The sequence below is a fragment of the Neoakkermansia glycaniphila genome (assembly GCF_001683795.1).
In the GTDB taxonomy this organism is placed as follows: Bacteria; Verrucomicrobiota; Verrucomicrobiia; order Verrucomicrobiales; family Akkermansiaceae; genus Akkermansia; species Akkermansia glycaniphila.
The window spans coordinates 111,337-124,017 of record NZ_LIGX01000041.1 but is presented as its reverse complement, the minus strand read 5'-3'; the positions used below and the strand labels follow the sequence as shown (position 1 = coordinate 124,017).

Sequence of the window (12,681 nt, the reverse complement as noted above, 5' to 3'; positions counted from 1 at the left end):
TCACGCTTCCCTTACGCCGTAGCGCAGCACCGTCTTCCACTTGGACGGCTCCGTCTTCCTCGGGTCAGACAAATAAATCTCACGGTGCCGAGAGGAAGTACGAATCAATCCTTCTTCCGCGCAGAAAGCATCCATCGCGGCGAAACTTGCCGGTTCGTCATCATACGGGCCGGTATGCATCATCTGCACGCACAGCCCTTCATCCACCGTATCGAAGACGGCTTCCCCCAGGCGCGGCAGCTTCTTCTTCGCCGCCACCATTTCCATGACCTGCTCCACCAGGCCCTGCGTCACGAATGCAGGCTGGCGAATCATGGCCGTGTACACAAAGTCCTTGCCGGCCAATGAAGCCGCAGAACCATCTTCCGGGTTCACCCACGTCGCTTCAAGGGGATAAACTGCATATTCGACATACCCTTCAGGCACGATGCCCTTTTTCGGCAACATGCGGATGCCGTACGACAGGGCGTACAGAATCTCCACACAAGAGGCAAACTCCGGGCCGTTCGGATCGCCGCGCCCTTCCATCATCAAGAAAGAGCAGGGAGGCACGTCGATCCGCGCTGGTCGGCAGGAAGGCAGATACAAGGCCTTCTCCGCCTTTCTCCATTCGTATTTCCCCGGCATGGCGCGATGCTTACAGGGTTTTCCACTCCTGCGCTGCCAGCAGCTCGTCGAACCCGAGTCCCGTACCACCCGGCAGGTTGATGGACGGATAGATCGCCGCGCCCAGAACTTCCGAAAAATCGTTCATTCGGTATACGTGGTGAGTCACAAGGCCGCACAGGGGCACATCCTTCGGATCCTTGCCGTGGTAGTAGCGGGCGGCGCACCATGCGGCCCAGAGCTGGCCCAGCGGGTGATCCATGTAAGAGGTGAAGACGGGCACGCCTTCCGTCGTGCGGTCGCGGGCGGGCTTGACGACGCGGATCATCGGCTTGCTCGTGCAGCAGGGCACGCCGCAGGTTGCATCGGGAGAGCCGATATCGTAACCCAGCGGAAGGCCGGCATCCTGCAGCATCTGCCACGATTCCACCGTATAGGGGCACGGATCTTCAATGAAGTCGATACGCTTGCGCATTGCTTCCGGCAGCATGTCCCAGAATTCGAGCGAACCTTCCGGCGTCAACGTCGCGTTGAAATCGAGGCGCCACTTCCATTCGGGCACCATCGCAGCCAGGTTCATCAGCTTCTCGATCGTCGCCGGAAGATTCGGCAAAAGCTTCAATTTGCCCGTACGGAAGCCGCGCTGGTGCAGGGTGTGCACCATAAAGGGAGTCGCGCTCACGGGCAAAGTCGCATGGCTGAGCGGCACCGTATAGCCGTCGAACATGTTCACCTTCTTCGCACGGGCCTCGCCGTCCAGCATCGCGCATTTCAACGCGCGGGCTCCGAGGCGCAGCGGCTTGCCGTCGCGGATCGCATCCAGCTCCTCGTCCAGCGTCGGGTCTCCCAGCTCCGGCCATGTCTGGAGGCAGCCATAACCGCCTTCATCGTTCCGCAACAGCACGCCATGCCGGGGTTGCGCCGCAGAGCGCGCACTCAGGGCTCCGCAAGGAACCAATGTGTAAGGAGAATAGAACATAGCCCTATTGAACCACACCTGCCGCACTCCGTCACGCAGAAATTGCGACAAACCGCCTTCCTCCGCCTCTCTACCTTCTGTAAGACACAGAAGAAGAAGAAGAGTGTGACTTCACCACTTGACGGAAAGCGAAAATCAGGCCATCCTATGCGGTAGATATGGGCAAGACATTATATCAAAAAGTCTGGGACGCGCACAAAGTCGGCATCCTGCCGGACGGGCGCACGCAACTCTTCATTGCGACGCATTTCATGCACGAAGTCACCTCTCCGCAGGCCTTCGGCATGCTCCGCGATCTCGGGCTCAAAGTCATCCACCCCGAACGTACATTCGCCACGGTGGACCATATCATCCCGACCGACGACCAGTCCGAACCCCTCGCCGACGAACGCGCGGAAGCCATGCTCCGCGAAATCCGCAAAAACTGCGCTGAAAACGGCATCCGCATGTTCGACATGCCTTCAGGCCTTCAGGGCATCGTCCACATGGTCGGCCCCGAGCTCGGCATCACCCAGCCCGGCATGACCATCGTCTGCGGCGATTCCCACACCGCCACCCACGGCGCGTTCGGCTCCATCGCCATGGGCATCGGCACCACGCAGGTGCGCGACGTACTGGCTACGCAGACACTCGCGCAGACCCCCCTGAAAGTCCGCAACGTACGGGTCGAAGGCAAACTGCGGCCCGGCGTCACCGCCAAGGACGTGGCCCTCCACATCATCGGCCTGCTCGGCGCCAACGGCGGACTCGGCTACGCCTACGAATTCGGCGGCTCCACCATCGACGCCATGAGCATGGACGAACGCCTCACTCTCTGCAACCTCGCCATCGAAGGCGCAGCGCGCTGCGGCTACATCAACCCGGACGAAACCACCTTCGAATACATCAAGGGCCGCCTCTTCGCCCCCACCGGCCAGGCATGGGATGAAGCCGTCGCCCGCTGGAAGAGCTTCGCTTCCGATCCGGACGCCGTTTACGACGACATCGTCACCATCTCTGCGGAAGACATCGCACCCACCGTTACCTGGGGCATCTCTCCCGACCAGAACATCGGCATCGACCAAACCGTTCCCTCCCCGGACGATGCAGCCAATGCCGACACGCGCAAAGCCACCGTCGAAGCCCTCCAGTACATGAAGCTCGAACCCGGCAGCCGCATCAAGGGCCTCCCGGTGCAGGTCTGCTTCATCGGCTCCTGCACCAACGGGCGCATCTCCGACTTCCGCACCGTCGCCCACTACATCAAGGGCCGCAAAGTCGCCCCCGGCATCAAGGCGCTCGCCGTACCGGGTTCGCAAATGACCGCCAAGCAATGCGAAGAGGAAGGCATCGCCGACATCTTCCGCGAAGCGGGCTTCGAATGGCGCCTCGCCGGATGTTCCATGTGCCTTGCCATGAACCCCGACAAACTCGTCGGCGACCAGGTTTGCGCCAGCTCGTCGAACCGCAACTTCAAGGGCCGCCAGGGCAGCCCCACAGGCCGCACCCTGCTCATGAGCCCCGTCATGGTAGCCGCCGCCGCACTCACAGGCAAAGTCTCGGATGCACGCGAAATCTTCAACATTCACTAACAGGAACACCACAAACAAATTATGGCACTCAACCCCGTCAACACCATTACCGGCACCGCAGTACCCGTGCCCGGAGCGGATATGGACACCGACCGCATCATCCCCGCCCGCTTCCTGAAGTGCATCACCTTCGACGAACTTGCCGGAACCATGTTCTGGGACGAACGCTTCAATGCAGACGGCTCCTCCAAGGGCCATCCCATCGACGATCCCCGCTTCAAGGGAGCATCCATCATCCTCGGCGGTGAAAACTTCGGTTGCGGCTCGTCTCGCGAACACGCACCCCAAGCCATCAAACGCTCGGGTATCAAAGCTGTCGTCGCAGAAACCTTCGCCGAAATCTTCTTCGGCAACAGCACGGGCATCGGCCTCCCCTGCGTACGAGCCTCCTGCGAAGACATCAACCGCGTCACCGCCTGGACGGAACAGGCCCCGGCCACCGTCTGGACGCTCGATCTGAACAGCATGCAGCTCTCTTCTGAACTCGGCAGCATCCCCGTCTCCATGCCGGAGGAACCGCGCGAAGCCCTCACACAGGGCCGTTGGGACGCCGTCGTCGAGCTCATGGGAGCTCCGGAAGCCGTCGAAGCCCTCGCCGCCAAACTCCCGGTCCCGACAGCACATTAATCCCCCTCAACCCCAACTACCCATGCTCTCCGACATTACCCACATCATCAAAAGCGGCATCGTGGACAACACCACGCCCGGCACCGTCACCCTCACCCTTACCTGTGTGGGAATGGAGGAACCTCTCGTCTTCACTCTGGAAGGAGACTGCCTGCGGGACCTCGCCGGGTGCCGCCTCGAATTCTCCAACCCCCTCCATACCGGCATCCTGCGAGACAAGGAACAAACCTTCCTCGAAATCATCCGCCAGCGCGGCGAATACCTGTGCCTCGGAGACTTCACCGCCTCCCGCCGCCTCTGCGACCTCGACAACAAACGCGCCCGCCACAACCTCCTCTCGCTCGAAATCTTCGACATCGACGGAGGGCGAATCCTCATCGAATCCTCATCCATGGAACTCACCATCGGCGAACACCGGTGGCAGATGGAGCCCACGGACGAATACGCCCAGATCATGAGCAATCAGGACATGTACAGAAGCCATGTCCAGCAATTCATCAACTCCTACACGGGCATCCTTGACGACGAAAACGACCCCCTGCCCTCCATCCCGTGGGACGGAAGACTCCGACGCGCCGAAGCCGCCGCCGTCATCTACCCCTCCGTCCACGACAAATACCGGCAGGAAGCCGACGGCCTCGTCCGCGAATCCTATGTCCTGAACCGCACCGACCGGCTGGCCGAACTCGCCCGCGACGAAGAAACGGGGCGGCCGACGGAATCCAACTTCTTCCACAATGCCGGAGTCCTCGACTTCCTGCTCCCGGGCGAAGTGGACGCCGTCCGCGAAGCCATGCGCCACCCCGTCTTCGAAAGCCTCTCGAACCTCACGCAGGAAATCCAGACCACCCTGCAAACCATGCTCGAAGACTCCGAAAACGGCGACCGCGAACCCAACCCGACCGTCAGCGAAATCATGCGGGTACACGGCTTCATCGTCCCGCACGTCCTTGCCACCATCCTACAATCGCAGGAAAACATCATCGACCCGCCCGTCCTCACGCACCGCATCGAGGCCCTGCTCCGCCGCATCCAGAAAGACATCCGCCTGTTGCACCAGATCCCGGCGGAAACCTCGCACCAGATCATCCTGCTGGCCGAAGACCTCATGCGCCAGCTCACCGACTTCGGCTACAGCTTCTGCAAAAAAAGCTGATGCGCCGCCACGGCCCGGCCTCAGCGTAAAAAGCTTCTTTTTTCAGGCATGCAAGTATTCACCCTTGCTTTCCTCGCCGCCTTTTGGGAGAATCTGGCGACTTCCGACCTCCAGGCAAAGCGATGACATCCTGCACCAATACACCCCTCGGAGATGGCAGGCGAGTACTCGTCACCATAGCCGCCGCTTTTATCGTCTTCGCCGGACTGCAGGCCGCCCGGGACATCATCGTCCCCATCATCCTCGCCAGCTTCCTGGCCATTGCCAGCTACCCCATCACCGTCAGCCTCCGCAAATACCTGCACTTTCCCCACTGGCTGGCCGTCTGCTTCACCGTCCTTGTGGACTTCGGCTTCCTCATCGGCCTCGGCTTCCTCATCAACTTCCTTGCCAAAGACCTCAGCATTGAAGTCCAGACCACCTACCAGCCGCTCTTCGAGACCAAATACAATGACCTCATGCTCTTCCTGAGCGACCACGGGCTCGACACCTTCGTTCAGGAAAAACTCGGCTCCGCGCAGGACATCCTCAGCGCCGGAGTCATCATGAGCATCACCACCGCCATCATGGGCAAGGCTCTGGGCTTCATCGCCATCACCACCCTCGTCCTCATCCTGATGACCTTCTTCCTCGGTGAAGCGCCCCGCTTCCGCAGCAACGTCGACAAAATCACCGCCTCGCGCGGCTGCCCGAACATCCGGAAATTCGCCGATGCGTTGCAAGGCATCCAGCGCTACCTCGTCATCAAAACCCTCATCAGCCTCACCACGGGCATCCTCGCCTGGGGCCTCTGCAAATACATGGATGTAGGCTTCGCGCTGCTCTGGGGCATCGTCGCCTTCGCTCTCAACTTCATCCCCACCTTCGGCTCCATCGTAGCCGCCATACCGCCCATCCTCCTCGCTCTGCTGATCGGAGGCATCTCGGATGCCGTCATCGTCGCCTTCGGCTACATCGTCATCAACTTCATGCTCGGCAACGGCATCGAACCCCTCCTTCTCGGCAAGCAATTCGGCATCGCCACCAGCGTCGTCCTCCTCTCCGTCATCCTGTGGGGCTGGATCTGGGGGCCCATCGGCATGCTTCTCGCCGTCCCCATCTCCGTACTCGTCAAACTGGCGCTCGAAAACTCGAAAGACCTCAAGTGGATTGCCATGATGATCGACAACCCTCCCACAACCATCCCGCTACCCAAAATCCCCCCCTACACAGCCGATCCCGGCAACGGACCGGACAAAGGCCCACACAAGAGCTAAAAAACAGAACATGCATACATTCAGCTACAAAAACGGCACGCTGTACTGCGAAAACACGCCCCTGTGCGACATAGCGGAAGCCGTAGGCACGCCGACATACGTTTACAGCAAACAGACCATTCTGGACCACTTCAAGGGATTGCAGCAGGCGCTCTCTCCGCTCGACTCTGAAGTATCCTATGCCGTCAAAGCATGTTCAAACCTCGCCATTCTCAACCTCATGGCCCGCGAAGGCGCAGGCTTCGACATCGTCTCGGGCGGTGAACTCTGGCGCGTCGTCCAGGCCGGAGGCGATCCCCGCAGGTGCACCTATGCCGGAGTCGGCAAAACACCCGAAGAAATCCGCTACGCGCTTGAACAGGAAATCTACTGCTTCAACGTCGAATCCGAAGCGGAACTCCGCGCCATCGACGAAATCGCCGGAAGCATGGGCATCAAGGCCCCTGTCGCCGTCCGGGTCAACCCCAACATCGAGGCAGGCACCCACAAATACATCACCACCGGCAAATCGGAAAACAAATTCGGCGTGGATTTCGACCGCATCGAAGCCCTCTACGCCCTCATCGACGAACAAATGCCGAATCTGGAAATCAAAGGCCTCCAGATGCACATCGGTTCCCAGCTCACGCAGGTCAAACCCTTCATCGAAGCCGTCGCCAAAGTCGCTCCGCTCGCCGCTCGCCTCAAGGAACGCTACGGCATCCGCTTCTTCTCCATCGGAGGAGGCATCGGCATCGTGTACGACGGCGCACTGGCCTCCGGCAGCCCCGACTGGTGGGAACACAACCACCAGCTCACCATCGACGCTTATGCCGACTCCCTCGTCCCTCTCCTCCAGCCGCTCGGCCTCCGCATCCTTGTCGAACCGGGCCGGGTCATCGTCGGCAACGCGGGCGTCATGCTCACCCAGTGCCTCTACGAGAAAAAAGGCGACGCCAAAACCTTCAAAATCGTCGATGCCGGCATGAACGACCTCATCCGCCCCGCACTCTACGAAGGTCATCACGAAATCTGGCCCCTGCAGCAGCACGACGATCAAGACACCGTCGTGGCCGACATCGTGGGCCCCATCTGCGAATCCGGCGACTTCCTTGCGCAGAACCGCACCGTCGCCGACGTCCAGCAGGGCGAATACCTCGCCGTCTTCTCCGCCGGAGCCTACGGCTTCTCCATGTCCTCCAACTACAACTCCCGGCCCATGGCCGCCGAAGTCCTCGTGGACGGCAGTAACTGGACCGTCATTCGCAGCCGCCAGAGCCTCGAAGACCTCGTCCGCGGCGAAATCATCCCCGAATAACATCCCGTTTCCGCTGGCAGGCCCACTCCGCCGCACCGACGAGCGGCCTGCCCGCACAACCCAAACAAAAACACAAAACCATGCCAGTAGCAACAAGTGCTCAATACAGCAACATGCTCGACACGGCCAAGAAGGAAGGCTACGCCTACCCCGCCGTGAACGTCACCACCATCGAAGTCATCAACGGCGCCCTCCGCGCCTTTGCCGACGCCAAGAGCGACGGCATCATCCAGGTCTCCCTCGGCGGCGGCAAATTCGCCTCCGGCACCCGCGTCGGCAGCTCCGCCATCGGCGCCATCGTCCTTGCCGAAGCCACGCACCGCCTCGCCAAGGAATACAACGTCCTCGTCGGCCTCCACACGGACCATTGCCAGCCCGAACATGTGGACACCTTCCTGCGCCCGCTCATCGCCGAATCCAAGCGCCGCGTCGATGCCGGTGAACAGCCGCTCTTCAACTCCCACATGCTTGATGCCTCCACCCTTCCCATGGCGGAAAACCTCGCCCTCTCGAAGGAGCTCCTCAAGGATTGCGCCGCTGCCGGCATCATCCTCGAAATCGAAATCGGCGTCGTCGGCGGTGAAGAAGACGGCGTAGACAACTCCGGCCACCATGCCGACAAGCTCTACACCTCCCCGGAAGACATGCTCCAGACCTACGAATCCCTGAACGGCATCGGCAAGTTCATGCTCGCCGCCACCTTCGGCAACGTCCACGGCGTCTACAAACCCGGCGCTGTCAAACTCGAACCCAAGATCCTCCGCGACGGCCAGAAAGTCGTCACCGACAAATACGGCGCGGATGCAGCCATGCTCCTCGTCTTCCACGGCGGTTCCGGATCCGACCTCTGCGACATCCGCGAAGCCATCTCCTACGGCGTCGTCAAGATGAACATCGACACCGACACCCAGTACGCCTTCTCCAAGCCGATCACCTTGCACGTATGCAAGCACATCGACGGCATGCTCAAGGTGGACGGCGAAGTGGGCGACAAGAAAGCCTACGACCCCCGCACCTACCTCAAGCTCGGTGAAGAAGGCCTCGCAGCCCGCCTTGTCGAAGCCGCCCAGGACCTCCTTTCCGAAGGCAAAACCCTTTGCGGCAAAATCTGATCCGGCATCCGGATTCACATCCCTTCAAGCCCTGCAGGCACTTCCTGCAGGGCTTTTTCGTGCCTGTTGCCGCGAAATTCCCTTCGTAAACAATGATAGACAGGCCCTGCATGCATAATCTTCTTGCCATGCCGTACCAATTCGTTACACTTGTTCCATGAGACTTTCCATGTATCTCAGCGTTGTTTGCACCCTCGGCATGGCCGCACTTCCGGCCATGGCCGAAAATCCGGCAGAGCCCGGAAAGGACAAGACCGAAACGCCGGCCGCCCAACCGACGACCCTCAGCCCCGACGGACTTCCGGCGGAATGGCTGCAAGGCACGCCGGTCAAAAACTGGGAACCGGGCAAAACCTATCTTCTCGAATTCTGGGCCACATGGTGCGGCCCGTGCCTCGCCCAGATCCCGCATTTGAACGAACTCCATCAAGAAATGCCGGACAGCGACACCTTCCAAATCGTCGGCATCAACGTCTTCGACAAATCGACGCCCAAAGTTCTGAAAAACTTCCTCGCCAACCGCAAATCCTCCCCGACCTACACGATCGGAGCCGACACGAAAGGACAATCCGCCGCCCTTTGGCTGAAACCGCTCGGCGTAGACGGCATTCCGTTCTCCATGATCGTCAAGGATGGAAAAATCCTCTGGAAGGGCCACCCCAACCAGCTCAACAAAGAACTCATTCAAAACATCATCGACGGCAAGCCTGCACCTCGGCCACGCGACACGTCCGAGGAACAACGGGCGTTTCGAGCCACCGCGCAGAGCATCGCCCAGGCCTATGCCGATGGCGATTATCAGTCCGGTGAACAGAAATTGAATGAAGCTCTGAAACAAAAAGACCTCTCGGACGACAACAAACTGATGTTGCTCAGAATCCCCTTCACCCAGCTTCTGCAAGCCGGACAGTACGACATGGTTCGTACGGCTCTCGACCGCATTCCTCAGGAACTGCCCGAAAATCCTTACGCCTTGATGAACTATGCTCATATGATCATCACGACCTATGAAATTCCTACCGACAAGAAAAACCTCAAGGGAGCGGAGGAAGCCATTCTGAAAGCCACGGCATTACAGAAAGCCAGCGCCAAAAAAAACTATTCCGCTTCTCTCGAATGGAGCCGCATCGCCGAAGCCCGCTTGCTGTCGGGAGACCGGAAGGGAGCCATCGAAGCCCAGGAAGAAGCCGTCCGCCAGCTTCCTCTCTATCAACACCGCAACAATCTGACCAAATAACATCATGAAAACCCATTTCCTGCCGCTCTTCATGCTGGCGGCTTTCAACGCAACAACCGCCCTCGCCGCCGATGCACCCGCAGCATCGGAACAGGCCGAAGCGGCTCCTTCCATTCCTCCCATCGGCTTCAGCAACTTCGTACAGGCCATCAAACAGGGAGAATGGCTCGCGAACGCTCCCGCAACCGAAATCGGCCCGAACGACCTCGTCATTGTGGACTTCTGGATACCTCCCACACTGGGGCCTTCCGAATTCAAGGCGGAAAAACGGGGCCCAGCAGGAAACGTCAAAAACTTCCTGCCCAAAGACGCCCGGAACATCAAAACGATCGTCATGGTGCCACCCGTCAACAATCTGAAAAAGGAAAGAGTCCTCCAGTCGCTCGCCAATCCGCGGCATGCGACCGAATTTCCCGTCCTTTGGGATGGAGACTTGAAACTCTGGCAATATATCCTGCAAGGCGAATCATTGAAATCCATGCCCTTTGCCGCCGTCTTCAAAAACGGCGAACTCATGTGGAGCGGCGAAAGCGCCCATTTGCCGTCATGGCTTCTGGTCGAAGGCGTCAAGGAGAACTTCACAGCCAAGGACGCTCAAGAGCGAACCCAGCAAGACAAGGAAAACTTCAAGACTCTCATGGCCAACCTTTCGGAAGTAGGCAAACTGATCAACACCAAAAAGCCGGAAGATCGGGAAAAAGCCATGCAACTACTGGAAGAAACGGAAAAAATGGCCGGAGACCATGCGGGCATGCTCATGTTCGCCAAGGAAACACGCTTCAGCATCGACTGTTTCGACAAAAATCTGGAACAGTTCATCAAGGATACGACAGAGATGCTGGACAAATACCCCGACGACGAATATGTCGGCAACCGTATCATGAAATGGTGCAGCGGCACAGCGGAATGGATCGACAAACCGGAGATCAAACGAGTCCAAATCAAAGCAGCCCAGAACATGATCAACGGCAAAGCGGACGATTCCGATTACCAGCAGGCATGCTACATGATCCAAGCCCGAATCTACGAAGATCTCGGAGAAAAAGACAAGGCGATCGAAGCCTGCACCAAGGGCATCCAAAACTCGAAGGAGCAAAAACGCCTCGACGCCCTCAAACGCGGCGAAACCCCGGTCATCTACTGATCCTCACTCCGTACCGATACCAAAGGGCTGTTCCGATTATCCGGAACAGCCCTTTTCGCATGCCGAACGGCAACAATCATTCTACTCCGAACACGGCGGAGCTATCAAGGGAATCCTGTCCGTAAATCAGCTCTTCCAGCACGGGAAGCCCCGTGAACTCCTGCAGCAGCGCCTTGTTCGTCAAGGCGGCCGTATCCCACTCCTCCTGCAAATGGTTCAGCACAATGCCCCGGCACTCCAACCCGCGTGCGCGAATCGCATTCGTCGTCAGAATCGCGTGATTCACCGCACCCAGCTTATTGCCCACCACCAGAATCACAGGAAGGCCGAGCATGCAGGCAAAATCCGAAAACAGCATACCCGGAGCCATGGGAACCTCCCAGCCGCCGACTCCTTCCACCAGAACCATCTCGTACTTCGAATCCAGATTCCGGTAACCCGCCAGCAGAATCTCGGGGTCAATCACCGTCTTCTCGAATGCAGCAGCCACATGAGGAGCCGTCGGCGTACGCAAATACACCGGATTGATCTCCTCGAGGCTCATGGCCGGATCCGAAGCATCGCGCAGAGCGCGGGGATCCTGGCGGTCTCCGCACGCCACGGGCTTATACCCGACAGCCTGCACCCCGCGGCAGCGCAAATCCTTCAACAGAAGGGAAGTCACATACGTCTTGCCGATCTCCGTATCGGTACCTGTAATCAAATAATTCATCGCAACAAACAATCAGGGATGGGAGCGCCGTATCACCGTATCATCGGTCGTCTGCGGCAAATCAAGGCAAACGTGCTTGATCACGTTCCAAACGAGAATCGCCAGAATCAGGCAAAACAGCTTCGGAATCCAGTTAACCTTGAGAAACCTCTTGAATTTGTGCAGTAGCGACATGGGCATAAAGGAGTTCCTTGAGACGGGTCTTCAAATAGTTCAAATCCACATTGCGTTCCAAACGCCCTGCCGTTGCCAGAGAAATCGCCCCCGTCTCTTCGGAAACGATCACCACCACCGCATCGCTCTCCTCCGACAAACCAACCCCCGCACGGTGGCGCAGGCCGATCGTCCGGTCCTTCATCTCCTTGGCGGACACCGGGAAAATGCACCCGGCCGCCACAATACGCTCCTGATCCACAATCAGGCCGCCGTCATGCAAAGGAGTCTTCGGAAAGAAAATGGAACCGACCAGCTCCTTGGAAAACAGCCCGTCCACCTTCGTGCCCGTATCCGCCACGGAATGCAGCTTGTTCGTCCTCTGCAGGGCGATCAAAGCCCCGTGCCGCTTGCTCGCCAGCACGGAAACCGTCGCACACAGCGACTCGATAAAGCCGGATTTATCCTGCCGGCCCCACAGCGTAATGCCGAAAATCGCCAAATGCCGGCGGCTGCCCAGCTTGGCCAGAGCCATACGCAGCTCCGGCTGGAAAATCACCACCAGAGCCACCACGAGGCCGGGAGCGAAAATGCTCCGCAGCAGCCACGAAAGCACCGTCAGCTTGAAAAGTCCAGTCACCAGAGCCAGCACGATGAAACTCGAAAAAAGGCCGAGCAGAATATTCGCACCGCGCGTCGCATGAAAGGCCCGGTACAGCTGATAAAAAGCCACCCAAAGAATGGCAATTTCGATCACCGCAACGAAATACGTGCGAATCGTTTCACCATGCTCGACCAACCAGCTCCACATGCACGCAACATACTCCAAAA

General features: G+C 59.0%; 12 protein-coding genes. 8 read left to right on the top strand and 4 right to left on the bottom strand.

Translation table 11 applies throughout. From position 1 onward, the window contains the following. Together AC781_RS12465 and AC781_RS12460 are read right to left on the bottom strand one after the other, a co-directional pair. A complete protein-coding gene (locus AC781_RS12465) occupies positions 1 to 627 on the bottom strand; it encodes a GyrI-like domain-containing protein (protein WP_067777793.1) in 627 nt (208 codons plus the stop codon). Between the two features lie 10 nt (positions 628 to 637). Further along, positions 638 to 1,585, bottom strand: a complete 948-nt coding sequence (locus AC781_RS12460) for a hypothetical protein (protein WP_067777792.1) — start codon at positions 1,583 to 1,585, stop codon at positions 638 to 640. A gap of 158 nt (positions 1,586 to 1,743) precedes the next feature. Here AC781_RS12460 and leuC point away from each other — a divergent pair, with 158 nt between their 5' ends. The 8 genes from leuC (at position 1,744) to AC781_RS12420 (ending at position 10,985) form a co-directional block, all read left to right on the top strand. Further along, on the top strand, positions 1,744 to 3,156 hold the full coding sequence (gene leuC / locus AC781_RS12455; protein WP_067777791.1) for a 3-isopropylmalate dehydratase large subunit: 1,413 nt from the start codon (positions 1,744 to 1,746) through the stop codon (positions 3,154 to 3,156). Between the two features lie 21 nt (positions 3,157 to 3,177). Beyond that, positions 3,178 to 3,783 (top strand): 3-isopropylmalate dehydratase small subunit, encoded by a 606-nt coding sequence (locus tag AC781_RS12450; protein ID WP_067777790.1) that lies wholly within the window; start codon positions 3,178 to 3,180, stop codon positions 3,781 to 3,783. Between the two features lie 22 nt (positions 3,784 to 3,805). Next, positions 3,806 to 4,939, top strand: coding sequence for a hypothetical protein (locus AC781_RS12445; RefSeq protein ID WP_067777789.1), 1,134 nt, complete (start codon positions 3,806 to 3,808; stop codon positions 4,937 to 4,939). Between the two features lie 122 nt (positions 4,940 to 5,061). Further along, entirely contained in the window at positions 5,062 to 6,195 is a 1,134-nt protein-coding gene (locus AC781_RS12440) for an AI-2E family transporter (protein WP_067777788.1), read from the top strand. A gap of 10 nt (positions 6,196 to 6,205) precedes the next feature. Continuing rightward, a complete protein-coding gene (gene lysA / locus AC781_RS12435) occupies positions 6,206 to 7,492 on the top strand; it encodes a diaminopimelate decarboxylase (protein WP_067777787.1) in 1,287 nt (428 codons plus the stop codon). Between the two features lie 80 nt (positions 7,493 to 7,572). Further along, positions 7,573 to 8,604, top strand: a complete 1,032-nt coding sequence (gene fbaA / locus AC781_RS12430) for a class II fructose-bisphosphate aldolase (protein WP_067777786.1) — start codon at positions 7,573 to 7,575, stop codon at positions 8,602 to 8,604. Between the two features lie 157 nt (positions 8,605 to 8,761). Continuing rightward, positions 8,762 to 9,841 carry a thioredoxin-like domain-containing protein gene (locus tag AC781_RS12425; RefSeq protein WP_067777785.1) on the top strand — a complete coding sequence of 360 codons (1,080 nt, stop codon included), beginning with the start codon at positions 8,762 to 8,764 and terminating at the stop codon, positions 9,839 to 9,841. Positions 9,842 to 9,845: 4 nt separating this feature from the next. Beyond that, positions 9,846 to 10,985 (top strand): hypothetical protein, encoded by a 1,140-nt coding sequence (locus tag AC781_RS12420; protein ID WP_067777784.1) that lies wholly within the window; start codon positions 9,846 to 9,848, stop codon positions 10,983 to 10,985. Positions 10,986 to 11,061: 76 nt separating this feature from the next. Here AC781_RS12420 and bioD read toward each other — a convergent pair whose 3' ends face one another. After that, complete coding sequence (bioD, locus tag AC781_RS12415) at positions 11,062 to 11,697, bottom strand: dethiobiotin synthase (protein ID WP_067777783.1); 636 nt, start codon at positions 11,695 to 11,697, stop codon at positions 11,062 to 11,064. 133 nt (positions 11,698 to 11,830) lie between these two features. Beyond that, complete coding sequence (gene cdaA, locus AC781_RS12410) at positions 11,831 to 12,661, bottom strand: diadenylate cyclase CdaA (RefSeq protein WP_067777782.1); 831 nt, start codon at positions 12,659 to 12,661, stop codon at positions 11,831 to 11,833. Positions 12,662 to 12,681 lie beyond the last annotated feature (20 nt).

Coding starts and splice junctions, on each gene's coding strand:
- AC781_RS12465 (WP_067777793.1), bottom strand. CDS start 627: ATGCCGGGGAAATACGAATGGAGAAAGGCGGAGAAGGCCTTGTATCTG.
- AC781_RS12460 (WP_067777792.1), bottom strand. CDS start 1,585: ATGTTCTATTCTCCTTACACATTGGTTCCTTGCGGAGCCCTGAGTGCG.
- leuC (WP_067777791.1), top strand. CDS start 1,744: ATGGGCAAGACATTATATCAAAAAGTCTGGGACGCGCACAAAGTCGGC.
- AC781_RS12450 (WP_067777790.1), top strand. CDS start 3,178: ATGGCACTCAACCCCGTCAACACCATTACCGGCACCGCAGTACCCGTG.
- AC781_RS12445 (WP_067777789.1), top strand. CDS start 3,806: ATGCTCTCCGACATTACCCACATCATCAAAAGCGGCATCGTGGACAAC.
- AC781_RS12440 (WP_067777788.1), top strand. CDS start 5,062: ATGACATCCTGCACCAATACACCCCTCGGAGATGGCAGGCGAGTACTC.
- lysA (WP_067777787.1), top strand. CDS start 6,206: ATGCATACATTCAGCTACAAAAACGGCACGCTGTACTGCGAAAACACG.
- fbaA (WP_067777786.1), top strand. CDS start 7,573: ATGCCAGTAGCAACAAGTGCTCAATACAGCAACATGCTCGACACGGCC.
- AC781_RS12425 (WP_067777785.1), top strand. CDS start 8,762: ATGAGACTTTCCATGTATCTCAGCGTTGTTTGCACCCTCGGCATGGCC.
- AC781_RS12420 (WP_067777784.1), top strand. CDS start 9,846: ATGAAAACCCATTTCCTGCCGCTCTTCATGCTGGCGGCTTTCAACGCA.
- bioD (WP_067777783.1), bottom strand. CDS start 11,697: ATGAATTATTTGATTACAGGTACCGATACGGAGATCGGCAAGACGTAT.
- cdaA (WP_067777782.1), bottom strand. CDS start 12,661: ATGTGGAGCTGGTTGGTCGAGCATGGTGAAACGATTCGCACGTATTTC.